Genomic DNA, 24,514 nt, shown 5'->3' with positions numbered 1-24,514 from the left:
CTGAGCCGCCCCGCCGAACCCCGTTAATGTTCGCTCCCCAGATAGGCATCGACTACCGCCTGGTTGTTGACGATCTCCTCCGGGCTCCCCTCGGCCAGTTTTTCGCCGGAATTGAGTACGACGATCCGGTCGGAAATGCGCATGATCGCCTTCATGTCGTGCTCGATCACCATCTGGGTGATCCCCTGCCGTTTGATGTCGAGGATCAACTGGATGATCTCCTCGCTTTCAGCCGGGTTAAGCCCCCCCATCACCTCGTCAAGGAGCAGCAGTTCCGGCTTGGTGGCCAGTACCCGGGCCACTTCCAGCTTTTTCCGTTCGCCGATCGGCAGCCCGCCGGCGAGGAAACCGGCCTTCTGTTTCAGCCGCACCACCTGCAGCTGTTCCTGGGCGATCTCCCGGGCAGCCTTGAGCGAGTTGGTCCGGCAGAGGGCGCCGACCATCACGTTGTCGAGGACGGTCATCTTGGCTAGGGGGCGGACTTTCTGCCAGGTGCGGGCCATACCGAGCTTGCAGACCTTGTCCGGCTGCAGGCCGTTCATCTTTCGCCCCTTGAAGAGTACTTCGCCGCGTGACGGCGGATAGTAACCGGTAATGCAGTTGAAAAGGGTGGTCTTGCCGGCGCCGTTCGGCCCGATCAATCCCATGATCATCCCCTCCGCCATGGTGAAGGAGACGTCGGAGTTGGCGGCCAGCCCGCCGAAGAATTTGCTGACGTGTTTGATTTCCAGGATTGCCATCGGTGATTCCTCTTGTTTCGTCCGGGGCGGGTTTCGGACCCGCCCGTCATTGCGTATGCCGATAGAGGGCGAGGGCGGGTCTCGGACCCGCCCCTACGGATCCGCCTCCACGGCCCGCCCCGACATGTTCTGTTTTTTTCGGGTCAGTTTCTTCACGAAGCCGAGCACGCCGTCGGGCATGAAGAGGATGACCACTACCACCAGGATGCCGTAAATCAAGGCGTGGGCATGGGCCAGATTCTCCTGGAGGAAGGTGCCGACCCGCGAGTCTTCGCTGACCAGGCCGGTCTTGAAGATCGCCTGGGCGATCAGGTTGCTGCGCAGTGCCTCCGACAGCGGCACCAGTACCAGCGAACCGACCGCCGGGCCGTAGATGGTGCCGATCCCGCCGATGATACAGATCAGGACGATCTGCACCGAGATATCGAGGGCCAGCACCGTCGGCGGATCGATGAAGCCGATGTAGACGGCGTAGAAGCTGCCGGCCAGCGAGGTGAGGGCGGCGGAGATCACCAGGGCGATGTTCTTGTAGAGGGTCAGGTTGATGCCGAGCGAGTGGGCGGCGTCCTGGTCCTCGCGGATCGCCTGGAAGTAGTAACCGAGTTTCGACCGCTGGACCAGCCAGGTGATGATGATGGTGATAATGGCGAAGCCAAGGCCGATGTAGTAGAAGGGGACCTTGCTGAGGAAATCGGTGATTACCCGGCCGCCGATGGTGAAGGGGGGAATCTCCGTGGCCAGGATCCCTTCGGCGCCGTTGGTCAGCTCCTTGAGATTCATCGCTGCCAGGCGGATGATCTCCGCCACGGCGATGGAAGCAAGAACGAAGTAGGGACCCCGCAGGCGGAAGCAGATGCTGCCGATGACCAGCGCTACCACCACTACCACGCCAATGCCGGCCCACATGCCGATCCAGGGGGGAATCTGCCGGTACTGCATCAGCATCATCGTCGTATAGGCGCCGACGCCGAAGTAGGCGGCATGGCCGACCGAATACTGGCCGGTATAGCCGCCGAGGATGTTCCAGCTCTCGCCCATGATGGTGCTGAGGAAAAAGAGGATCATCATGTGCAGGGCATAAGGGCTGGAAACCCACTGCGGGAAGAGGCAGAGCCCGGCGACGATGACGATGGTGATGATCGTCCCGACCGCTGAGGCTCCGGTGGTCTCGGTTATCAGGTTTTTCAGATAGTTCATAGGGAATCGGCTCCGCTACATGCGTGATTTGCCCATCAGGCCCGACGGCTTGAACAGGAGCACCAGCAGGAAGATCACGTAGACGACCACATCTTTCCATCCGGAAGAAATGTACACGGCGCCGAGCGATTCGGCGATGCCGATGATTACTCCGCCGACGGTCGCCCCGACGATGCTTCCCATCCCGCCGAGGACGGTGATGACGAAGGCCTTCAGGGTAAAGGTGCTGCCAATCTGGGGGAAAATGTAGTAGGTCGGCGAGACCAGTGCCCCGGCGGTGCCGGCCAGTGCCGAGCCGAGGCCGAAGGCGATGATCGACATCCGTTTGACGTTGATCCCCATCAGTTGCGCTGCCTCCCGGTCCTGGGCGGTGGCGCGGATCGCCTGGCCGATGTCGGTCTTCATCAGGAACCAGTAGAGCAGGGCGGTGATCACCACCGTGATGACGAAGGAGATGGCGAGCGGCGTGGAGACGGAGATCCCGGCGTCCCGCTTGTCCGGTTTGACGCGGAAGGGGGGCGTAAAGGCGCCGTAGGCCTTGGTCAGGATCTGCCGTTTCTCGGCGAGTGGTCGGGCATTTTCCGTGTCGGCGTCGATCTCCGGCGCTGTGGCATTCTCCTCGGTGGGCCGATTCTCTTGGGCGGCGATATACTTCTCGAAGGCGGCGGCATAGAGCTTGTCCGCCTCGGCGCCGCTCGCCCGCGCTGCCCTGGCGGTCAGAACCGCTGCCCAGCCGTTGAGCAGATCGAAACTGTCGGGGCGGAGCTCTTCGGCGGCCTTGAACGCCTCCTCCGCCTTGGCGAAGAGGGCGTCGGCCGCGGCACCGCTTTTTGTTGCCGCCTGGCTGGCGAAGGTCACTCCCCGGTTGTAGGCGATCTCGAAATCGCCGGGTTCCAGGGCGGCCGCGGCGGCAAACTTTTCGTCGGCCCGGGCGTAGAGGCGATCGGCGGCTTCGCCTTTGGCGAGCCGGGCCTCGGCTGCCAGGGCGGTCCCCCAGTTGTTGATCGCCCGGTACTGCCCCTGCTTCACCTTGAGGGCGGCGGCGTACCTGGTTTCGGCCTTGGCGAGCCGGGCGGCCGCCTCGCCGTCGCTCTCCTTGAGCGCCTTGGCGTAGAGGGCATTCCCCTTGTTGTAGAGCGCCTCATACTTGTCCGGATTGATCACCGACTGGAGGATCTTGAAGCTGTCCGACGAGTAGGAGGTGCTGAGAATCTTGTAGTCCGAGGTATAGATCAGCATCACCGTGTTGCTCAGGATCAATCCGAGGCCGATGGTGAGCAGGATCTGGTTCTGGGGGAGCGCTCCGAGCACCCGGTTGATCAGGACCTTCTGCAGCAGGCCGCCAAACAAAAACATCACCGGAATGGTGATGACGATCGAGACGAACGGATCGATCTTGAACAGGGTAAAGAGGTTGTAGGTCAGGTACATGCCGATCATCAGGATGTCGCCGTGGGCAAAGTTGATGACCCGCATCACCCCGAAGATGATCGTCAGGCCGATCCCGACCAGGGCGTAGACCCCGCCGATCAGGGTACCGCTGATGAGCGATTGCAGAAAAATGGTCATAGAAGCTCCGGGTAATGAACACTACCGGCGGGCGCCGGGGGACGAACGGCGCTCGCCGCCCCCCCGACGCCCGTCTCCGTTACCGCCAGCGCGGGAAGGGATAAACGGCCTTTCTGGTCGCGAACTGCTTGGGGAAGACCGTTTCGTACTTCCCGCCTTGCAGCTGCTGAACAAGCATTTGGTGACGGTTCTGGTTGGTGAAGCCGTCATACTCGGTAAACTTCACTTCGCCCATGATCCCGTTCCATTTGCCGGACTTGAGATCGGCACGGGTCTTTTCCCGATCCCCTTTGGCCTTGGCGGCCGTTTCGGCCATGATCATCATTGCTTCGTAGGCGCAGGCGGCGTGGTAGGTCGGCTCTTTGCCGAACTTTGCCTTGTAGCGTTTGCCGAACTCCTTTGCCCCCGGCCAGTTCACGTCGTCGGTCCACTGGGTGCAGGAGAGGACGTAGTTGGAAATTTCCCGCTCCTTGGCAAACTGGACGGTGGTGAAGCCGGCGCCACCGCCGAGGAACGCCTGGGGCTGGAGGCCGATCTCGCGGGCCTGGCGCATCAAGAGGATCGCATCGGCCACATAGGAAACCATGAACACCAGGTCGGGGTTGAGAGCCTTGATCTTGGTCAGGGTCGAGCGGTAGTCGGGAGAGCCCTTCGAATACGGCTCGTCGGCCACGACCCGCAGCCCTTTCTTGGCTACGTACTCCTTGGCGGTCTTGACCGTCGAGGTGCCGAAATCGGTGTTCTCATAGATAAAGGCGATGGTCTTCGGCTTGCCGAGCGAGGTGGCGGCATCGATCAGCGACGAGGCGTACTGGTCGGCCGGGGCATTGAGTCGGTAGACCCATTTGAATCCCTGGCGGGTAATCTCTTCCTTGGCAGCAGCCGGGATCAGCTGGGGGACCTTGTACTTTTCGGCCAGCTTGGCGACGGCGTTGGAACAGGCGGAGGTGTAGGGGCCGACCACGCCGGTGACGTTGTCGCGGGTGGCGAGCTTTTCCATGGCGCTCATGGCGATCTGCGGCTTGCCGGTGTCGTCTTCCCAGATCAGGTCGGCGGTGATCCCCTTCTTCTTCAGATCTTCCTGCGCCAGCTTGATACCGTTGGTCAGGTTCTCGCCGATCGGGGCTTCGGGGCCGGTCATCGAGTTGATCACCCCGATCTTGACGGTGGTGGCTGCCGGGGCCAGGGACGGAAGGGCCAGGGCGGCCGCCAGGGCACATGAGACGAGTTTTTTGATCATGGTACTGCCTCCTTTGCGCTGAGATGTTGACACCATTTTATAATACCATCCCGATACTCGATTGCTACGCATGCACTGTGCTGATTGTTGGTTGAAATTGCCCAATAATACGGCCGCTTCAGTGGTGAGATGCTGTTATATTCTGAAGCAACTATGGTGCCAGCCGGTTCCGCAACGTAACGTGGCGGAATTGCACGATCCGTTGCGGCAGGTGGTGGGCACGGGCCCCGGAATGGCGAAAAACGGCCAGTATTTGGTGGCGGATTTTCGCCATCGGGGGGCGGTTCCGGTGGCGCGGCCGGATAAGCGGTTGACTTGCTCCGCCCGGCCCATTAAAGTTCGGTGCAGTATCGAGCGACAAGGAGGCCGGCGACCAGCCATGGGATATCGCAATCTGCAGGAGTGCATCGCTGATCTGGAACAACGGAGAGAGCTGGTACGGATCGACGTCGAGACCGATCCCTACCTGGAGGTGGGGGCGATCCAGCGGCGGGTCTACCGGGCGGGCGGCCCGGCGCTGCTCTTCACCCGGGTGAAGGGGAGCGGTTTTCCGCTGCTCGGCAACCTGTTCGGCACCATGGCCCGGACCACGTACATCTTTCGCGACACCCTCGACGGCATCCGCCGCCTGGTGGAACTGAAGATCAATCCGGCGTCGCTGCTGAAGCATCCCCTCGATTTCGCCGGCGCCCCGCGGGCGGCGCTGCACCTGCTTCCCCGCACGGTCAACCGCGGGCCGATCCTTGCCCACCGGGCCACTATCGACCGGCTCCCCCAACTCACCTCTTGGCCCCGGGACGGCGGCCCGTTCGTCACCCTGCCGCAGGTCTACTCCGAAAGCCCGTCCCGCCCCGGCTTTCGCCACTCCAACCTGGGGATGTACCGGGTCCAGCTGGCCGGCAACCGGTACCGCCTCAACGAAGAGGTCGGCATCCATTACCAGATTCACCGGGGGATCGGCGTCCAGCATGCCGAGGCCATCGCCCGCGGTGTCCCCTTCCGGGTCAATATTTTCGTCGGCGGCCCTCCCGCCCTGACCGTCGCCGCGGTGATGCCGCTGCCGGAAGGGCTGCCGGAACTCTCCTTCGCCGGGCTGCTCGGCGGCCGACGGCTGGAGATGGTGGCGCCCCCCGGCCAGCTGCCGATGCCGGCCGAGGCCGACTTCTGCATCAGCGGGGTGATCGATCCGACAAAAACGCTGCCGGAGGGGCCGTTCGGCGACCACCTCGGCTACTACAGCCTCGCCCACGACTTCCCGGTCCTCCGGGTGGAGCAGGTCTACCATCGCCCTGGCGCCATCTGGCCCTTCACCACTGTTGGCCGGCCGCCCCAGGAAGACACCACCTTCGGTGCCTTCATCCACGAGCTGACCGGCGCCCTGATCCCGGAAGTGCTGCCGGGGGTAAAGGCGGTCCACGCCGTCGACGCTGCCGGGGTCCATCCGCTGCTCCTGGCGATCGGTTCCGAACGGTACGTCCCCTACGAAGCCGGGCGGCAGCCGCGGGAACTGCTCACCATCGCCAACGCCATTCTCGGCAACGGCCAGCTGTCGCTCGCCAAGTACCTGCTGATCTGCCCCCACGAGGACAACCCGCCCGACATCCACGACATCGCCGCCTTTTTCCGCCATATCCTCGAACGGGTCGACTGGCGGCGGGACCTCCACTTCCAAACCCGCACCACCATCGACACCCTCGACTACTCCGGGAGCGGCCTCAACCAGGGCTCGAAGGTAGTGATCGCCGCTGCCGGCGACAAACGCCGCGACCTGCCGGCCGAACTTCCGGCCGGGCTCCGCCTCCCCGACGGTTTCACCGCCCCCCGGCTCTGCCTCCCCGGGGTCCTGGCCGTCCAGGGGCCGGCCTGCAGCGGCTCCTTCACCGCTCCGGACCCCGACCTGGAACGGTTCAGTGCTTTCTACGGCAGCGACGATCCGCTCAACCGCCTGCCGCTGGTGGTCATCGTCGACGACAGCGACTTCGTCGCCCGGACCCTCGACAACTTCCTCTGGGTCGTCTTTACCCGCTCCGATCCGGCCGCCGACATCTACGGCATCGGCGCCGCCAGCCGCTGCAAGCACTGGGGATGCGAAGGCTCCCTGGTGATCGACGCCCGGCGCAAGCCCCACCACGCTCCGCCGCTGGAGGACGATCCGGCGGTGGAACGGCGGGTCGACGCCCTCGCTGCACCGGGCGGGCCGCTGCACGGGATCATCTGAGGGGGCGGCGGGATGGAGCGTTTTGTCGCCATCGACGTCGAAACTACCGGCCTTTCCCCCGCTCGGGGCGACCGGGTCATCGAAGTCGGCGCGGTGGCGCTCGAGGCGGGCGAAGTCGTCGGCGAATTCGTTTCCCTGGTCGCTCCCGGTCGGCCCATTCCCCACCATGTCAGCCGTATCCACGGCATCACCGATGAGATGTTGCGCGGGCAGCCGCGGCCGGAAGAGATCTATCCGGCGTTGCGGGAGTTCATTGGCGGGGGGACCCTCGTGGCTCACAACGCCCGCTTCGATCTGGTATTTCTGCGGCACGAATTCGGGCGGCTGGGGCTGGGGCTCGACAACTCCGCCGTCTGCACGCTAATGATGGCCCGGCAGCGGCTGTCGCACCTTGCCGATCACCGGCTGGAAACCGTCGCCCGGCATCTCCTCGGTGGTCTGCAGGTGGGCCGGCTTCACCGGGCGCTGGATGATGCCCGGCTTACCGCGCGGGTGTGGGAGGCGATGACCGGCCCCCGCCCGCTGAGCACTGAGTGCATCTCTCCCTCCGAGCACTGAGCACATCTCTCCCTCCGAGCACCTTCCCCGGCACTTCTTCTGTTCAAACAAGCCGTAAAGAATTTTTACGCTGCCGTAAAGCCTTGTCCTGTCTGAATCCGCAAAGGTATCGTAAAAATATTTTACGTTTTGGAAATCCCCTGATTTCGACTGGTTGCGGCAGAGCGTAAATAATATTTACGCTTCGACGCCGAGCCAGGAAGTGGCTTGCTGCGTAACGTACCGAAATGACGCGATTTGCTTGGTTGGCATGGTGCTTGAGATAAGGAGAGAAATTATCTAGCATAAATTAAAGCGACTTATTGTGTCGCGAGGTGGGGGTATTTTCTGCAGACGTGGGGGCGACGTCAGGATGAACTATGATCCTTTTCGCGATGCCTTCAAGTTTGAACGTAGGGGCGGCCCCCCGTGGCCGCCCGGATGTTGAGACGGTGCTGACCGTTGGGGTGGGCCCATACGTTTTGCTTCAATCGGATGGCGGTTATGTCTGTTGCATTGTCAGGAGGAAATATTCCGATGGATGGTTATAGAACTGAATTCATTGCACGTTATCGGGAAAAAGACGGTACACCGCGACCGCTTTCAGAACACCTTTGGGGAACTTCTGCACTTGCATCAGCATTTGCAGAAAAGATCGGACTACCAACTTTCGGCGAGTTAATGGGCTTTCTTCACGACTTTGGAAAGTATTCAAATGAGTTTCAGTCATATATTAAATCTTCAGCCGGAGCTATCGAGCCGGACGATGACGACTATGTCGAGTCTCGCGCCATGCAAGGCAAGATTGACCATTCGACAGCAGGAGCTCAATATCTTCTTAAAAATGGGAAGAGGGACTCTCAATTTGGGCAGATAGCGACTGACATGATGTCGCTTTGCATTGCGTCACACCATTCCGGTCTGATCGACTGTATTGCGCCGGAGGGCACCGATGTGTTCAGCAAAAGGATGAATAAGCCAGATGAGAAGACACATTGTGAAGAGGTTGCGAGGAGTCTGGAAGAACAGGTGCGGAACAATGCCCATAAATTGTTGGCTTCGCCTCAAATCGAGGAAGAAATGCGTTGCCGGCTTGAGCTGCTCAGGCAAGGTGTTCAGTCGCTGGAAGTCGGGCAGTTCATGCTGGGGTTTCTGGTTCGCTTTCTCTTCAGCACGCTCATTGATGCGGATCGTCTGAATTCTGCCGAACGCGAGCCGCCCACTAAGCAGCCTTGGCAACCGCTGATTGATCTGCTCGAAATTCATCTTTCAGGGTTTACGGCGAAAAACCGGATTGACGAGGTGAGGGCCGATATTTCCAGATCGTGCCTGGAGTTTGCAGCGAGGGGAAAGGGGCTTTACCAGCTGACCGTTCCAACCGGCGGCGGCAAGACCCTCGCCAGTCTCCGTTTCGGACTCCATCATGCGGCCAAGCACCAGATGGATCGCATCATCTACGTGGTTCCTTACACCTCGATCATTGACCAGAATGCTCGTGTCGCCCGGTCAGTTTTTACCCCCCTTGAGGAGGGCGGTAGGCAGGTCGTGCTTGAACACCATTCCAACCTCACCCCTGAACAGGATACCAACGAGAGCAAGCTTCTGGCCGAGAACTGGGATGCACCCATCATCTACACCACTGCCGTGCAGTTTCTGGAAACCCTTTTCGCCGCCGGCACCCGTGGCGTGCGTCGGCTTCATCAGCTTGCCAATGCCGTTATTATCTTCGACGAGATTCAGACCATGCCGATTCGCACCGTTCACCTTTTTAACAACGCCATCAATTTTCTGGTTAGCCAGTGCGGCTCGACCGCCGTTTTTTGTACGGCTACACAGCCGCTACTGGACAGGGTTGAACAAAATAAGGGGGCGGCGCGGCTTTCCAATAATGCACAGATGATGAGCGACGTTGGAGGACTTTTCAGGGGTCTGCATCGCGTAAATATTGAAAACCGATGTAAAGATGAGGGCTGGACGGAAGACGAAGTGGCGGAAACGGCGCTGGAGGAGCTTGAAGCATCGGGCAGTGTGTTGATTATTGTCAACAAGAAGGCTCAGGCGCGGGAGCTTTATCGACGCATTCGGGGCAGGACGGAGCATGTCTACCACCTCAGCACGAGTATGTGCCCTGCCCACCGGACAGCGGTTCTTGATAGGGTTAAGACTTGTCTCGACCCGATGAATCCTTCACCTGTCATCTGCATCAGCACCCAACTGATTGAGGCTGGGGTGGATGTGGATTTCGGTACTGTAATCCGTTACTTGGCCGGACTCGACTCCATTACCCAGGCAGCCGGACGCTGCAACCGCAACGGTTTTCGGGAGGCTGGCAGGGTCTTGATCGTAAATGCGGCAAACGAGGGGCTGGAGAGACTCCCTGAAATCAGATTGGCGCAAGATGTCACGAAGCGTTTGTTGCGCGAGTTCCAGGAGAATTCGGCAGCCTTCGACCATGATTTGCAAAGCCCGAAAGCGATGGAACGCTTCTATCACTATTACTTCTTTCAACGCGCCCATGAAATGGCTTTCCCGGTGTCCGGCAGGGACGTCAAGGAGATGGCGCGGAATGATGAGCTGTTGAACCTGCTTTCAATCAATTCAGGCTCGGTGGAGATATACAAAAACGAAAACAATACTCCCCCGCCACTTTTCCTGCGCCAATCGTTCATGAGTGCTGCCAAGGCATTCAAGGCCATCGACTCTCCCGCCGACGGGGTGATTGTGCCGTACGCCGAGGGAAAACAATTAATCGTCGAGTTATTGTGTGCCGGTTACGAAGAGAAGGGGCGTTTGCTCAAAGAGGCACAGAGATATTCCGTCAACCTGTTCCCGCACGAAATGATGAGATTAAAGGAGAAACGGCGGCTGAACGAGGTATGGGAGGGGAGTGGCGTCTATTATCTCGACGAGCGCCATTATAGTGAGAACTTTGGGGCAAGTACGGATGAAGTTGCTGAAATCAAGGCACTAATCATATGAGGAGGTGTGCATGAGGAGTCGGATTGACTTCAAGGTGACAGGGCGTTTTGCTCTCTTTACCGATCCACTGACCAAAATTGGCGGGGAGAAATGTTCGTATCATATCCCCACCTACGAGGCGCTTAAAGGGATTGCCAAATCCATCTACTGGAAGCCGACGTTTGTCTGGGGCATCGATAAAGTGCGAGTCGTGCGGCGCATCCGCACCCAGTCGAAGAGTATGAAGCCGCTGGTCATCAGTGGCGGCAACTCCCTGGCAGTCTATACCTATCTTGCCGACGTGGAGTATCAGGTCCAGGCCCATTTCGAGTGGAACCTCCATCGCGGTGATCTGGCAGATGACCGTGATGAAGGTAAGCATTGGCACGTTGCAAAAAGGATGGTTGAAAAGGGGGGGCGTCAGGATATTTTCCTCGGTACGCGTGAATGTCAGGGATATGTGGAGCCATGTACGTTCGGTGAAGGCAAGGGTGACTATGACGGCTATGGTGATTTGGAATACGGGCTCATGTTTCACGGATTTGATTATCCGGATGAAACCGGAATCAGGGAGTTACATAGTCGTTTCTGGCGGCCGGTCATGCAGGATGGGGTGGTGACTTTTCCTAAGCCTGAAGAGTGTACCGTCCGCAAGTTCGTGCGAGAGATGATCCCCAATCCGCCCAGTTCAAAGGGGCTGCAAGAGGAGGGGCTGTTAGATGAGCTGGATTGAGAAGCTTTATCAGACGTATGAGAACAATCCGGACAATGTTGCCGACCCAAACGATGCTGTTCCCCTGTTACCGTTGTTTCATAGCACCCAGAATGCACAGCTTCATGTGGTGCTAGGTGGTCATGGCAACTTCCTTGATGCATCTGTAGTCATGAAGGATGATGCGCCGACAATCATTCCAGCGACAGAGGCCTCTGCCGGTCGTGCTGGAGCAAAGATTGCCCCGCATGCCCTCTTTGACACGCTGCAATATGTTGCCGGTGACTACCTGAAATATGGAGGAAATCCCAACAAGAAAAAAAATGAATCGGGTTTCGATCCATATATACAGGCATTACAGGTATGGGTTGAAGCTTCACAAAACCGCAAACTGCAATCCGTTCTTACCTACCTGAAGGAGGGGCGACTGATAAAAGACCTTATTGATAAGAAGGTCTTGATTATTGGCAGTAACGGAATGCTTGCCGAGGAATGGACCGAATCGACGGAGGCTCCGCCGATTTTCAAGGTTATCAAGCAGGCGAATAAAAAAGGGCAATTTGAGGCGTTCGTGCGGTTTTCCGTTGAAATTTCTGGAGATAATCCCGCGGAGCTATGGAAAGATTGTGAATTGCGTGAATCTTGGGGACGTTACTACGCAACTTGTCAAAGCAGGTTTGATCTCTGCATGGTGACGGGAAATACAATGAATGTTGCCTCAAACCATCCGAAAAACATCCGCTACCCAGGTGATGGCGCAAAGCTGATTTCATCAAATGACACAGAGGGATTCACCTTTCTTGGCCGCTTTACAAGCGATGCTGAGGCATGCGGTATAGGAATTGATGTCACCCAGAAAGCCCACAGTGCGTTGCGCTGGCTCATTGCTCGCCAAGGGAGACGCGACGGTGAACAGGCCGTGGTTGCCTGGGCCGTGTCCGGCGTCGACGTTCCCGACCCGCAGGCCGACACGTTCTCCTTTCTGTTCGGTGGAGAGCAGGTACCAGTGCCTCCGAAGGCTGGCTATACCGCTCAGGAAGTGGGGGTTGCTCTGTCGAAGAGGATTGCCGGATATGCTGCAAAATTGAAAGCGAACGATGATGTTGTTGTTCTCGGCCTTGATTCAGCTACGCCTGGGCGCATGGCGATCAGTTATTACCGGGAGTTGACCGGATCTGAGTTCCTTGAACGCATCGAGACATGGCATACGGGTTGTTGTTGGCAGCAGTATTTTGGGAAAGACAGAGTCTTCTTTGGCGCGCCTGCTCCTCGGGACATAGCGGAAACAGCCTTTGGAACTTGGCGTGAAGGGAAAATGTACATTGATGAAAAACTCAGAAGAACAACCATTGAACGGCTGCTTCCCTGCATCGTCGATGGGGCGTTAATCCCTCGTGATCTCGTCGAGTCCTGTGTAAGACGGGCCTGTAACAGGAACGGCATCGAATACTGGGGCTGGGAAAAAGCCCTTGGAATAGCATGCGCATTGTTCAGATATCACCATAAGGAAAGGAGTTATCCGATGGCATTGGATCGAGAACTGAGAAGCAGGGACTATCTCTACGGTCGTCTGCTCGCTTTGGCCGAGCACCTGGAGGAACGGGCGCTCTACGTGGGGGGTGAGAAACGCTCGACAAGCGCAGAAAAGCTGATGCAGCGTTTTGCTGATCGTCCTTACTCCACATGGCGTGTATTGGAAACTGGCTTGACGCCCTACAAGGTCAGATTGAATGGCAAGCGACATGGTTTTCTCAATGCCGTTCAAAAGGAAATCGATGCTGTCTGCGACCTCTTTGCGAGGGATGATTTTTCCTCCGACAAGCGGTTGAGTGGTGAATTCCTTTTGGGCTATCACTGCCAGCGGGCTGCGTTGAAGCCAATTGCTGAACCAGATACACACGATGCAACCGATGAACCTGAAAATTCAGAGAACTGAAAAACACCCCCACATAAAGGAGAACGAATATGAGTCTTTCCAAGAAAATCGACTTCGCGGTTGTTTTTAAGGTCGTCAACGCAAATCCGAACGGTGATCCCCTTAACGGCAATCGTCCCCGCACCATCTATGAGGGCAACGGCGAGGTTTCCGATGTCTGCATCAAGCGCAAGATTCGTAATCGGCTGATGGAGGTAGGTAAACCGATATTTGTCCAGTCAGATGACAACAAGAACGACAAGCATCCCAGCCTGAAATCACGGGCTGATGAAATTCTCGCGGGCATTAAGGCCCCAGAGGAAATTGCCAAGAAGGCGTGCGAAACCTGGTTCGATGTTCGGGCGTTCGGACAGCTTTTCGCTTTCAAGGCAGCGGGTGGCAAGAAAGCAAAGGGTGACGAAGGTGGAGACGATAAGGGGGTTTCAATCGGTATTCGCGGTCCTGTTAGCGTTCAATCAGCATTCAGCGTATCGCCTGTCAGCCTGACCAGTACCCAGATTACCAAGAGTGTCAGTAGTGAAGGTGATGGAACAAAGCGCGGCTCCGACACCATGGGAATGAAGCACCGCGTTGATCGCGGCATTTACACCTTCTTCGGTAGCATGAATCCGCAACTGGCAGTCAAAACTGGGTTCAGCGATGAAGATGCGGCAGCTATAAAGGCGGTTCTGCCGAGGTTGTTCGAAAACGATGCATCATCGGCCCGCCCCGAGGGAAGTATGGAGGTTCTCAAGGTGATTTGGTGGGAACACAATTGTGCGAGTGGTCAGTGCTCTTCTGCCAAGGTACATAGAAGTTTGAATGTCGCTGACACTGATGATTTGCAGGCGTTAATCACGTTCAACGAGCTGGATGGGCTGGCACCTGAAATAATTGATGGCATTTGATGTAGGGGCAATTCATGAATTGCTCCTACGCGCCAACGGACGCATTGCCAACAATCGGGGCGCGGCAAGCGGCGCCCCCTACGCAATGTCGATAACAAGGGCGAACACGAGGTTCGCCCCTTGGGCCACGGACATGGATGGGTATGACCTACAATCCTGATATTCACCATCGTCGTTCCATCCGCCTGCGGGAATATGATTATTCTTCGGGAGGCGCGTATTTTGTGACTATGTGTGTCCAGGGGCGGGAACACCTGTTCGGTACGGTCGCCGATGGGGTCATGCATTTGAACGACGCGGGGCGGATGGTGGCAGGGACATGGCGTGCCTTGGCGGAACGATTTCCCAACGTGACGACGGATGAATGTATCGTCATGCCGAACCATGTCCACGGAATTATTGTGATACACGAAGATCGTGCAATTGAAACCGTAGGGGCAATTCATGAATTGCCCCTAGATCAACAACGCAGAACCATGTTGATTCCGAAACTCATCGGATATTTCAAGATGAATACCGCGAAACAAATTAACATTATGCGCAGGAATTCCGGCGTTCCCGTCTGGCAGAGGAATTATTACGAACGCGTTATCCGGGATGAAGAGGAACTTGCCGGCATCAGGGAATACATCCGTTGCAATCCCCTGAACTGGGCCAATGACGAAGAGAACCACATGTAGGGGCAATTTACGAATTGCCCTAGAGGAAAAACCATGGATTCCACCGATCCCATCATGATTTCCGCTTTGGAGCATTACAGCTACTGCCCGCGCCAGTGCGCCCTCATCCACATTGAGCAGGTCTGGGATGAAAATCTCTACACAATGCGCGGCCGCGATATCCACGAGCGTGTGGACGAGGTGTCCGGTCACGATGTGGCAGGGGTCCGCTACGAGCGGGCGCTACCCATATGGTCGAGGCGCCTGAACCTGACTGGCAAAGCCGATCTGGTGGAATTTCACGAAGAAACCCCTTATCCGGTGGAGTACAAATCGGGCAAACACCGGTCGGGTCATCACGAAACGCTGCAACTCTGTGCCCAGGCAATCTGCCTCGAAGAGATGTTCATGGTGGCCGTGGAGAAGGGCGCTCTCTTCTGGCATGGTTCGCGGGAGCGCCGGGAAGTCGTTTTTACTCCCGCAATGAGGGAGCAGGTTGAAAGGGCGTCCGAAGGTGTCCGCGCGCTGCTTGGGCAATCCAGCATCCCGCCCCCTGTGAACGACAAGCGCTGTGCCCTTTGTTCATTGAAGGAATCCTGCCTTCCCGCCGTAGTCGCCGAAAAGGGCAGGAGCCGGAAGGCGGCGCGGGAGCTGTTTGACGGTGACTGAATATCCAATCCTGCTGTAGGGGGGCTGCTTGCCGCGCCCCGATCGGGCGGAGCAAGCGCCGACCCTGCTGTGTATGTGTTTAGTCACCGAAGCAATATGTGCAATTTGAGTGGGACGTGAAGTCGTGATGAATTATCACTGGTTGAAGCCGGGCCGGAAAGCCGCAGGCGACTGAAGGGGAACAAGCCATGAAACAACTTCTCAACACGCTCTACGTCATGACCCAGGGTGCCTATGTCTGCCTCGATCATGAAACAGTCAAGGTGGAGGTGAGCGGTACGGTCCAGATGCAGGTTCCGCTCCACCACCTGGGGGCCATCGTCACCCTGGGGAACGTCATGATGAGCCCTTTTATCATGGCCCGTTGCGCAGAGGATGGCCGGGCTGTGGTGATCCTCGACCGCAACGGCAAATTCAAGTGTCGTGTCGTCGGCAAGACCAGTGGCAACGTGCTGCTCCGACAGGTCCAGTACGAGGCGGTGCGGGACCGGGAGCGGTCGGCTCTGATCGCCCGAAACATGGTCGCTGGGAAGGTTAAGAATGCCCGGCAGATTTTGATGCGTGGGGCACGGGAGACCGGCAATGCCGATGAAAGCACCGCCCTGCGCAAGGCGGGAGACATCCTGGCCGACGCGCTCTTCCATCTGAAGGATGTGACGGATATCGACCATGTACGCGGGTTGGAGGGGGAAGCCGCCAATGCTTACTTCCAGGTGTTCGACCGGATGGTGAAGGAAGAGGATCGCCCGACATTCAGGATGAACGGCCGCAACCGCCGTCCTCCCCTCGATCCGATGAATGCGCTGCTTTCATTCCTCTACACGCTACTGCTCAACGACTGCATCAGTGCGGTCGAGGGGGTGGGGCTCGATTCGCAGTTCGGGTTTCTCCATGCCCTGCGGCCGGGACGACCGTCCCTCGGACTGGATATCATGGAGGAGTTCCGCTCGGTACTGGCAGACCGGCTGGCGCTCACCCTCATCAACCGGAAACAGATCACGGAAAAACATTTCGAAGTACGGCCAGGCGGGGCGACCTATCTTGATGATGCGGGGAGGAAGGAGGTCATCATGGCCTACCAGAAGCGGAAGCAGGATGAGTTTCATCATCCGATCCTCGACCAGAAAGTTCCCTTCGGGCTCCTCCCCCACGTGCAGTCCCGGCTTCTGGCCCGGCACTTGCGGGGCGACCTGGAGCACTACACGCCGGTCCTTTATTCATAGGAGAGGGGATATGTGGATCATTGTCGCGTATGATGTCTGCACCGAGACGAAACCGGGCAGGAGGCGGCTGCGGCGCGTCGCTCAAGTATGCAAAAACTACGGGCAGCGGGTGCAGAAGTCGGTGTTCGAATGCCAGGTTAACGAGATGAAGTTCGAGGAGCTGCGCCGCAAGCTCTTGAAAGAGATCAAGAAGGATGAAGACAATTTGAGACTTTACCGGTTGACTGAGCCGAGGGTGGACCATGTCGAAACATACGGGCTTACCCGGACCATCTTCTTTGATGACGAGCCGCTAATTGTCTGAGCCGCGAACAGGGTGCGATCGCGTATCACCCAGGGGATTCGCGAAAGGATCAATGCTGTGATTTTATTCTATCAATGAGAGAGGAGCCAAGAGCGGAACAGCCCTGCTCAGGCGCTTTGTGGTGGGTCGCGGAAAGCAAGACGTAACCTGCTGAAACTGTTGCCCCGATAAGGGGGACCGTAGCGCCCGCCCGTCAGGGTGGGCGAGGATTGAAACCAGTGCTGGCGTGGCTTGCAAAAATGGCGACGCCGGTAGCGCCCGCCCGTCAGGGTGGGCGAGGATTGAAACTCAGCATGAGCGCAAAAGTACAGCAAAAAAATCCAAGTAGCGCCCGCCCGTCAGGGTGGGCGAGGATTGAAACCAGAAGTGGCGGGAGCATAATCGCCCCCACTTGTGTAGCGCCCGCCCGTCAGGGTGGGCGAGGATTGAAACAGCATGGCACCATACCTCAGGGTCAGCAAGCCGCAGGTAGCGCCCGCCCGTCAGGGTGGGCGAGGATTGAAACATAATGTATGCTGGTTACAATGTCCACCAATATAATCGTAGCGCCCGCCCGTCAGGGTGGGCGAGGATTGAAACGGTGACCGGCGGGGTCCAGATCGACCAGGGGGCGTAGCGCCCGCCCGTCAGGGTGGGCGAGGATTGAAACATATTATTGTCCCATTGCAAAACTATCTATGATACGTAGCGCCCGCCCGTCAGGGTGGGCGAGGATTGAAACATTATCCCTGCCGGCGCCACCGACGAAAGCATCAAGTAGCGCCCGCCCGTCAGGGTGGGCGAGGATTGAAACATATTTGTCTTGCCTGCGGTGACCTTTGACGGCTCGTAGCGCCCGCCCGTCAGGGTGGGCGAGGATTGAAACTGACATTTTGCAACGTAAAATGCGAAAACATGACCGTAGCGCCCGCCCGTCAGGGTGGGCGAGGATTGAAACTCTCCGCACCAGCCGCTTTCCGATGCCATGCACGGTAGCGCCCGCCCGTCAGGGTGGGCGAGGATTGAAACACTTCGGGCCAAGCCTGGGTGTATGAGGTCTGGGTAGCGCCCGCCCGTCAGGGTGGGCGAGGATTGAAACATTGCCACGGTGGTCGTTGATCTTGGATGAGCGTGTAGCGCCCGCCCGTCAGGGTGGGCGAGGATTGAAACACGTCGTCGTCGTATTTATTGACGTAATGACCGGGTAGCGCCCGCCCGTCAGGGTGGGCGAGGATTGAAACAGCAAAATAAAGGAACGAACCCGCTGCACCCAGAAGGGTAGCGCCCGCCCGTCAGGGGAGGGATGCAATACGTTGCCGGTCTTCTTCGCCTGCAACTGGAGGTCAAAAAACAAAAGAGCCCAACGCGCGGTTCCCAAGCCGGTTCCGGATGAGAATTCCGAAAGGACTATCAATCAGGGTGGTGGCGTACCTTCCGATACGCTTCGCGTTGAGCAGGATCAAGTTCAAGATGATGCGGAGAACGCCATCGGCGCCACGTGCTACTTCCGGAGAAGGCGTCGCGCATACGTCCATAACGACCGATGGCAATTCTCCACACTATTCACACGTACCATCGGAGGAGGGGAAAGTCAAATATGTGGCCGGGCCGGTTGATGGATACCGTTCCGGGATGTCTCAACGGCACTGACGCCGAGCCTTGGTTCCAGGAAGAACGCTCCCCTGGCCCACTGTGGTGCAAGGCGTGTTCCCCGCAGGCGCAGCGACGAGGGTGCGAAGAAGAAAAAAGCCTTGCCAGACACATGACCAGAGGGTTCTGATTGCCCAAGGTGAGAGGTGTCTGGCAAGGCGTCGAAATCAGCTGGGGAAGGCTCCGTTTCCTCCATCGGTCCTGACGCCGTTGTCGGCGCCCCCGGCGGGAGCAGACTTTCCACTCTTCCAGCTGATGTTTTCCGGTGGTAAAGAGCACCGAATGGCTAAAATATCAAATTCTTGATGATGCACAGGCAGCCCGCCGCTGGGGATGCGGCCCCAGCGGGCGCTCATCAACGGGAGTCCCGAAGGCGTCGGAAGCTGTTCCGACGGCGGGCTGCCTGAGCCGTCAGCATAGCACCGCAACGGTGAATTGTAAGCGGTAATCTGGGCGTGTTCTGAAGGAACCGCCAACGGCGGCTCGCAATTTCCCTGGCCTCTTTCCCAACGGGAGGATTGCCGGCTGCAGTCCGGTGCGAGGCCTGCCCCTCCACGCATTCCCCTCAAGGGACGATCCCCGCGTCCCGCTGCGTCCTCTGCGGTTATCCGGCATTTTCCCCACAAGCGCGGTGATGCATCGGGTGGAAATGCCGCCTTGTGCAGCTAAATCCCGCCATCCCCGGCGGTTTCCCCACCTGCCGCCCCTGCCGGGTGAGGGGGCGGGGGCCGGGCGCGGCGGCGATTGCCGTTTCGTGTCGCCGGGTTGCCCCGCTGCACGAGATGCTTCCATTATTATTTAATTATTGGTATATGTTTTGTACTATTGTCGACCGGGGCATGCCCCGCTGGGCGGATGGATATGAAAATCTTTTTCTCCGGAGGGTCGCGTGGAGTTTTTGAATGACATAACGGTGATGACGATCATCCAGGTCGGGTTCTGGTTGTTCGCCGCGGTGGCCAGTCTCTATTTCAGTATCGGCAATGCCCGGGTCTGGACGAGTATCTCGACCGGCTTTTTCCTGATCTTCTTTAGCCAGGCCTACCTGCTCAATCCCTACGCCATGTATCACAAACTGGCCGCCATCCATTACATCATCAGCACTATCGCGATCATCGTCCTGACCTTCGGTTTTCGCGAGTATTTCTTCTTCGCCCGAACCCTGGAGATCGGCGGCAGCAAGCGGATGGTCTACCTGATAACTGTGCTGGCGGTCGCTGCTTCGGCGGCATTCATCCTGGTTAACCCCAAGCCGGAAGATACGGTGCTGCGCAATATCAAGATGATCGACAATACCAACTGGGTGTTCCTGTCGCTGGTCAACATCCTGATGATCCGCAAGATTTACGTGCAGATCAAGGATTCGCCGATCTCCCGCGGCTTCATCGCCTTCGGTTTCGTCTTCTTCTGCATTTTTCTCTGGAAGGGGTCGGCCCTCTATCTCCAGGTCTACCAGTGGGATAACGAGTGGCGCGATATCGTCAGCTTCCTCGGCGGGACGACCGACGCGGCTAATTACCCGGCCCGGATCGGCTTCTCGCTGACGGTCAACCGGATCATGGCGATCGCTTCGCCACTGTCGGTCGGGGGAACGTTTCTCTATCTGCTGAAACTGCTCCGCTAGTCGATGGCGCTGCTGGCAGGGCTTTACCGCCAGCGGCGTGTTCGCCGGTTCCCCGCTGCGCCGGTCAGCTCCGCCGAGCTGCTGCTCCGGAAGCGCTAACGGTCAGACCCGGAACGCTTTCCCTCCTTGGGCGAGCAGCACGGCGAGCAGCCGTCGGCTCATCTCCGCCAGCGGCACTATTTCCGATACCCCTCCTTTGGCAATTGCCTCTTTCGGCATCCCGAACACCACGCAGCTCTGCTCATCCTGGGCCATTGTAAAGGCTCCCCGCTCGTACATCTCCAGCATCCCCGAAGCTCCGTCGTCTCCCATGCCGGTCATGATGATGCCGACGGCGTTCTTGCCGGCGCAGTTGGCGACGGAACGGAACAGTACGTCGACCGATGGCCGGTGCCGGCTGACCGGCGGGCCGTCGTTGATCTCGGCGACGTAGTTGGCGCCGTTGCGGGTGAGGAGCAGGTGTCGGTTGCCGGGGGCGATGTAGGCGTGACCGGGGAGGAGCCGTTCGCCCGGCTCGGCCTCCTTGACGGCGATTCGGCAGAGGCCGTTGAGCCGTTTGGCGAAGGTGCGGGTGAAGGCTTCGGGCATGTGCTGGGTGATCATGATCGCCGGGCCGTCGGCCGGCATGCCGACCAGAAACTCCTTCAGCGCTTCGGTGCCGCCGGTGGAGGCGCCGATGGCGATGATCTTTTCGGTGGTGGCGAAACTCCCCGTCCGGGCGGGCAGGATCGCGTCGGCGGTGTTTTTCCGCTCGACCGAGAGGTGGACGGTGGCGGGGGGCTTGCGGAGTCGCGCCCGGGCGGCGATCCGGATCTTGTCGGCGATTTCCCGGGCATACTCCTGAATGCCGTGTTGAATGTCGATCTTCGGTTTGGTGACATAGTCGATGGCGCCGAGTTCCAGGGCATGAAGGGTGACGTAGGAGCTCTTCTCGGTCAGCGAGGAGACCATCACCACCGGCATCGGCCGGAGGCGCATCAGCTTTTCCAGGAAGACCAGCCCGTCCATCCGCGGCATCTCGACGTCAAGGGTCAGGACGTCGGGATTGAGCGCCTTGATCTTTTCGCGCGCCACCAGCGGGTCGGGGGCAGTCCCGACCACTTCCAGGTCCGGCTGGCTGTTGATGATCTCGGTGAGCAGGCTGCGGATCAGGGCCGAATCGTCGACAATGAGAACTTTGATCGCCATGGTCTTACCTCGCGGCTGCCGCCGGTGTTGCCGGCGACAGCTCTGCTTCCGTCGTTCGCAGGCGACGGACGAACACCTTGCCGGTAGCCGGGGTGTAATAGATTTTGCGGGGGTAGCTGTCGCCGACGTCGATCGCGGCAACCCGGATCCCCTGCCGCTCCAGGAAGGCGAGGGCGAAATCGGCGTTGCGCCGGCCGACGTCGGTCATGTCGCGGATCACTTTGCCGGCGCCGAAGATTTTTGCCTCCAGGTAAGGCCGCCGGCCGCCGAGCCGCAGGACCTGCTCGATGAGCATTTTCATGGCGTGGCTGCCGTAGCGGGCCAGGCCGGCTTGCCCCTCCCGTGGCGGCTGCTCGCCTTCCGGCAGCATGAAGTGGTTCATCCCGCCGATGCCGTTGATCCGGTCGCGGATGCAGACCGAGACACAGGAGCCGAGGGTGGTGACCAGCAGGGTGTCGGCGGCGGTGGCGTGATACTCGCCCGGCAGGATCTTGATCGCGGCGGTATTGAAAATCCGGTCGAAATAGCTTTTCCCGGCGCAGGCGTGGCCCGTTTCCATATTATGCCTCCCTGCCGACCGGGGCGTAGACCGTCTTGCCACAGAGCCGGAACAGATCGGTGGCGTGATGGAAGCTCTCCGAGTGGCCGGCGAAGAAGAGTCCGCCCGACTGGAGAATCGGCCGGAACTTGCGGAGGATCTCGTACTGAGTCCGTTTGTCGAAGTAGATCATCACGTTGCGGCAGAAGATGGCGTCGAACCGTTCCTTCAGCTGCCAGGCCGGCTCCAGCAGGTTGAACTGTTGGAAGGTGATCAGTTTCTGCAGCTCCGGCCGGACCTTGACCAGTCCGGCATTGGTGCCGGTGCCGCGCATGAAGTAGCGTTTGAGCTGCGGCGGCGGGATCTTGTGCACCTGGTCGAGGCGATAGACCCCCCGGCGGGCCCGCTCCAGCACCGCGGTGTCGATGTCGGTCGCCAGGATCCGGACCGGCGGGTTCAGGGTGCCAAAATGCTCGGCGGCGGTGATGGCGATGGAGTAGGGTTCTTCGCCGCTGGAGGCGGCACAGCTCCAGACGGCGAGCTGTCGCCGGCCGGCCTGCTGTTTCTGCAGTTGCTCCGCGAGAATCGGGAAATGGTGCGGTTCGCGAAAGAAGGAGGTCAGGTTGGTGGTCAGGGCGTTGATGAACGCCTCCCATTCCTCCGGCTCTCCCGATTCGAGGATCGCCAGGTAGTCGTTGAAGCTGGTCAGCTGCCTGGCCCGCAGGCGACGGGCCAGGCGGCTATAGACCAGATCCTGTTTGGCCGGGCTGAGCGAGATGCCGGCGGCGTGGTAGATCAGGTCGCGGACACGGGCGAAGTCGGCCGCCGTGAAGTGAAATTGGCGGATCTCTTCGCTGTTTGACGGGCGTCTGCTGTTCCGTTCCGTGATCATGGTCAACTCCGGCATCGCGCTCATCGTTCGCCCTGCCTAGAATTCCTGCCAGTCGTCATCGGCGCCTACCGCCTTGGCCAAGGGGGCTTCCGCGGCTTCCGGCGCCGTTCCTTTGCTGTAGCCGAGGGCGGGCTTGGCTGTAGCGGCCGGTTTTACCGCCTTGGCGATGGCCGCCGGTCTGGCGGCGCTCTTCTGCTCTTTCCGTTCGGTCCGGCGCGGCGAGCTTCCCTGGTCGTTCAGCTTGAAGCGGCTGACAGTATGAACCATGGTCCGCGCCTGCTCTTCCAACGATTCGGCGGCGGCGGCCGCTTCTTCCACCAGGGCGGCGTTCTGCTGGGTAACGTCGTCCATCTGGGTGATGGCGGTATTGACCTGTTCGATGCCGCTCGACTGTTCGGCGGAGGCGGCAGAGATCTCGGCCATGATGTCGGCGACCCGCTTGATGCTGGTAACGATCTCCTGGGTGGTCTGGCCGGCCTCTTCAACCAGCCGGCTGCCGTCCTCGACCTTGGTTACCGAATCTTCGATCAGCGCCTTGATCTCCTTGGCGGCGGCGGCGCTCCGCTGGGCGAGGTTGCGCACTTCGCCGGCGACGACCGCGAAGCCGCGCCCCTGCTCGCCGGCCCGGGCCGCTTCGACCGCGGCGTTGAGGGCGAGGATGTTGGTCTGGAAGGCGATGCCGTCGATGACGCCGATGATGTCGGAGATCTTCCGCGAACTGGTGGTGATTGCCCCCATGGTGTTGACGACGCGGGAAATCACCTCGCCCCCCTTCACCGCCACGTCGCTGGCGGTTACGGCCAGCTGGTTGGCCTGCTGGGCGTTGTCGGCGTTCTGCTTGACGGTGGAGGTCAGCTCTTCCATGCTGGAGGCGGTCTCTTCGAGGGCCGACGCCTGTTCCTCGGTCCGTTGCGAGAGGTCGGCGTTGCCGGCGGAGATCTGCTCGGTGGCGGTGGCGATCGAGTCGGCACCGACCCGCACTTCGCTGACGATCTGCACCAGCCCGTCGTTCATCTCTTTCAGCGCCTGGAGCAGCTGACCGGTTTCGTCGCTGCTGGCGACATTGATCGTGCAGGTCAGGTCGCCGGCGGCGATATGTTCGGAGGCGACGATCGCCTCGTTGAGGGCGGACTTGATCCGGCGGGCCACCAGCCAGGCGAAGACGAAGATCAGGGCGGCGAAGATCGCGGTAGCGATGATGATCTGCCACTTCATCTGGTTGATCTGGGCCTTGACGTCATCGACGTAGATGCCGCTGCCGACTACCCAATTCCAGTCCCGGTTGTAGGAGACGTAGGAGATTTTTTCCACCGGCACCGTGGAGCCGGGCTTGGGCCAAAGGTAGTCGACCAGTCCCTTCTCCTTATCCTTGGCTACCTTGGCGAATTCGACGAAGATCTGCTTGCCGTTCGGATCCTTGATATCGTCGACCTTCTTGCCGTCCAGTTCCGGTTTGATCGGATGCATGATCATGACCGGTTCGGGGGTGGTGATGAAGAAGTACTCGTTCCCTTCGTAGCGGAGAGCACGGATGTTGTCGATGGCCCGTTTCTGGGCCTCGGCCAGGGGCAGTTCGCCGCTCTTCACCTTGGCCTGGTAGCCGTCGATCAGGGTGCTGACAACCCCGACCGCGTCTTCCACGGTTACTTCCTTTTCGTGCATCAGCTTCTTTTCGATCATCGGCAGCAGGTAGAGCATGATGCCCGCTGCCAGTACGACGATGGTGGTGATGGAGATACTGAGGATCTTGGTGAGAATTGCCCAGTCCTTGAATTTGGTAAGTTTCATGTCCGA

General features: G+C 59.1%; 19 protein-coding genes and 1 CRISPR repeat array. Of the genes, 11 read left to right on the top strand and 8 right to left on the bottom strand.

The annotated features are described in order from the left end of the window. Nucleotides 1–23: 23 nt before the first annotated feature. The 4 genes from QMN23_RS13140 to QMN23_RS13125 all read right to left on the bottom strand — a co-directional run bounded on the left by QMN23_RS13140 (nt 24) and on the right by QMN23_RS13125 (nt 4,746). On the bottom strand, nt 24–740 hold the full coding sequence (locus tag QMN23_RS13140; protein ID WP_281999783.1) for an ABC transporter ATP-binding protein: 717 nt from the start codon (nt 738–740) through the stop codon (nt 24–26). Between the two features lie 93 nt (nt 741–833). After that, nucleotides 834–1,937, bottom strand: a complete 1,104-nt coding sequence (locus QMN23_RS13135; RefSeq protein ID WP_281999782.1) for a branched-chain amino acid ABC transporter permease — start codon at nt 1,935–1,937, stop codon at nt 834–836. Between the two features lie 15 nt (nt 1,938–1,952). Continuing rightward, nucleotides 1,953–3,506 (bottom strand): branched-chain amino acid ABC transporter permease, encoded by a 1,554-nt coding sequence (locus QMN23_RS19705; RefSeq protein ID WP_281999781.1) that lies wholly within the window; start codon nt 3,504–3,506, stop codon nt 1,953–1,955. A 79-nt stretch (nt 3,507–3,585) separates the two neighbouring features. After that, nucleotides 3,586–4,746: an ABC transporter substrate-binding protein gene (locus QMN23_RS13125; protein ID WP_281999780.1), complete on the bottom strand. Its 1,161-nt coding sequence runs from the start codon at nt 4,744–4,746 to the stop codon at nt 3,586–3,588. Between the two features lie 379 nt (nt 4,747–5,125). Between QMN23_RS13125 and QMN23_RS13120 the strand changes: the two genes are divergently transcribed. The 11 genes from QMN23_RS13120 to QMN23_RS13070 all read left to right on the top strand — a co-directional run bounded on the left by QMN23_RS13120 (nt 5,126) and on the right by QMN23_RS13070 (nt 20,102). Continuing rightward, on the top strand, nt 5,126–6,964 hold the full coding sequence (locus QMN23_RS13120) for a UbiD family decarboxylase (protein ID WP_281999779.1): 1,839 nt from the start codon (nt 5,126–5,128) through the stop codon (nt 6,962–6,964). Between the two features lie 12 nt (nt 6,965–6,976). Continuing rightward, nucleotides 6,977–7,522, top strand: a complete 546-nt coding sequence (locus tag QMN23_RS13115; RefSeq protein ID WP_281999778.1) for a 3'-5' exonuclease — start codon at nt 6,977–6,979, stop codon at nt 7,520–7,522. Nucleotides 7,523–8,038: 516 nt separating this feature from the next. Next, complete coding sequence (gene cas3, locus QMN23_RS13110) at nt 8,039–10,480, top strand: CRISPR-associated helicase Cas3' (RefSeq protein WP_281999777.1); 2,442 nt, start codon at nt 8,039–8,041, stop codon at nt 10,478–10,480. Nucleotides 10,481–10,490: 10 nt separating this feature from the next. Then, the gene (gene cas5c, locus QMN23_RS13105; protein WP_281999776.1) at nt 10,491–11,192 is read left to right on the top strand and encodes a type I-C CRISPR-associated protein Cas5c; all 702 of its coding nucleotides are present in this window, start codon (nt 10,491–10,493) and stop codon (nt 11,190–11,192) included. Beyond that, nucleotides 11,179–13,107, top strand: a complete 1,929-nt coding sequence (gene cas8c, locus QMN23_RS13100; RefSeq protein WP_281999775.1) for a type I-C CRISPR-associated protein Cas8c/Csd1 — start codon at nt 11,179–11,181, stop codon at nt 13,105–13,107. Before cas5c ends, cas8c begins: the two co-directional genes overlap by 14 nt. A gap of 29 nt (nt 13,108–13,136) precedes the next feature. Continuing rightward, the gene (gene cas7c / locus QMN23_RS13095; RefSeq protein ID WP_281999774.1) at nt 13,137–13,994 is read left to right on the top strand and encodes a type I-C CRISPR-associated protein Cas7/Csd2; all 858 of its coding nucleotides are present in this window, start codon (nt 13,137–13,139) and stop codon (nt 13,992–13,994) included. 143 nt (nt 13,995–14,137) lie between these two features. Beyond that, on the top strand, nt 14,138–14,674 hold the full coding sequence (locus tag QMN23_RS13090) for a transposase (protein ID WP_281999773.1): 537 nt from the start codon (nt 14,138–14,140) through the stop codon (nt 14,672–14,674). Between the two features lie 33 nt (nt 14,675–14,707). After that, nucleotides 14,708–15,322, top strand: coding sequence for a CRISPR-associated protein Cas4 (gene cas4 / locus QMN23_RS13085; protein WP_281999772.1), 615 nt, complete (start codon nt 14,708–14,710; stop codon nt 15,320–15,322). Between the two features lie 188 nt (nt 15,323–15,510). Then, the gene (gene cas1c / locus QMN23_RS13080; RefSeq protein WP_281999771.1) at nt 15,511–16,545 is read left to right on the top strand and encodes a type I-C CRISPR-associated endonuclease Cas1c; all 1,035 of its coding nucleotides are present in this window, start codon (nt 15,511–15,513) and stop codon (nt 16,543–16,545) included. Between the two features lie 10 nt (nt 16,546–16,555). Beyond that, nucleotides 16,556–16,849: a CRISPR-associated endonuclease Cas2 gene (cas2, locus tag QMN23_RS13075; RefSeq protein ID WP_281999770.1), complete on the top strand. Its 294-nt coding sequence runs from the start codon at nt 16,556–16,558 to the stop codon at nt 16,847–16,849. Nucleotides 16,850–17,028: 179 nt separating this feature from the next. After that, a CRISPR array of direct repeats spans nt 17,029–18,069; the repeat unit is 37 nt; unit sequence GTAGCGCCCGCCCGTCAGGGTGGGCGAGGATTGAAAC. A gap of 1,298 nt (nt 18,070–19,367) precedes the next feature. Beyond that, entirely contained in the window at nt 19,368–20,102 is a 735-nt protein-coding gene (locus QMN23_RS13070; protein WP_281999769.1) for a hypothetical protein, read from the top strand. Nucleotides 20,103–20,204: 102 nt separating this feature from the next. Here QMN23_RS13070 and QMN23_RS13065 read toward each other — a convergent pair whose 3' ends face one another. The 4 genes from QMN23_RS13065 to QMN23_RS13050 are packed head-to-tail and all read right to left on the bottom strand — an operon-like array spanning nt 20,205 to nt 24,508. Beyond that, nucleotides 20,205–21,290, bottom strand: a complete 1,086-nt coding sequence (locus QMN23_RS13065) for a protein-glutamate methylesterase/protein-glutamine glutaminase (protein WP_281999768.1) — start codon at nt 21,288–21,290, stop codon at nt 20,205–20,207. A 4-nt stretch (nt 21,291–21,294) separates the two neighbouring features. Next, a complete protein-coding gene (locus QMN23_RS13060; protein ID WP_281999767.1) occupies nt 21,295–21,849 on the bottom strand; it encodes a chemoreceptor glutamine deamidase CheD in 555 nt (184 codons plus the stop codon). Between the two features lies 1 nt (nt 21,850). Then, nucleotides 21,851–22,720, bottom strand: a complete 870-nt coding sequence (locus tag QMN23_RS13055; RefSeq protein ID WP_281999766.1) for a CheR family methyltransferase — start codon at nt 22,718–22,720, stop codon at nt 21,851–21,853. Nucleotides 22,721–22,756: 36 nt separating this feature from the next. Further along, nucleotides 22,757–24,508, bottom strand: a complete 1,752-nt coding sequence (locus tag QMN23_RS13050; protein WP_281999765.1) for a methyl-accepting chemotaxis protein — start codon at nt 24,506–24,508, stop codon at nt 22,757–22,759. Nucleotides 24,509–24,514: the final 6 nt, after the last annotated feature.

The sequence above is a fragment of the Geotalea uraniireducens genome, from assembly GCF_027943965.1.
Lineage (GTDB): Bacteria > Desulfobacterota > Desulfuromonadia > Geobacterales > Geobacteraceae > Geobacter > Geobacter uraniireducens.
The sequence above is the reverse complement of the archived record's forward strand: the minus strand, read 5'-3'. Positions and strand labels throughout refer to the sequence as shown.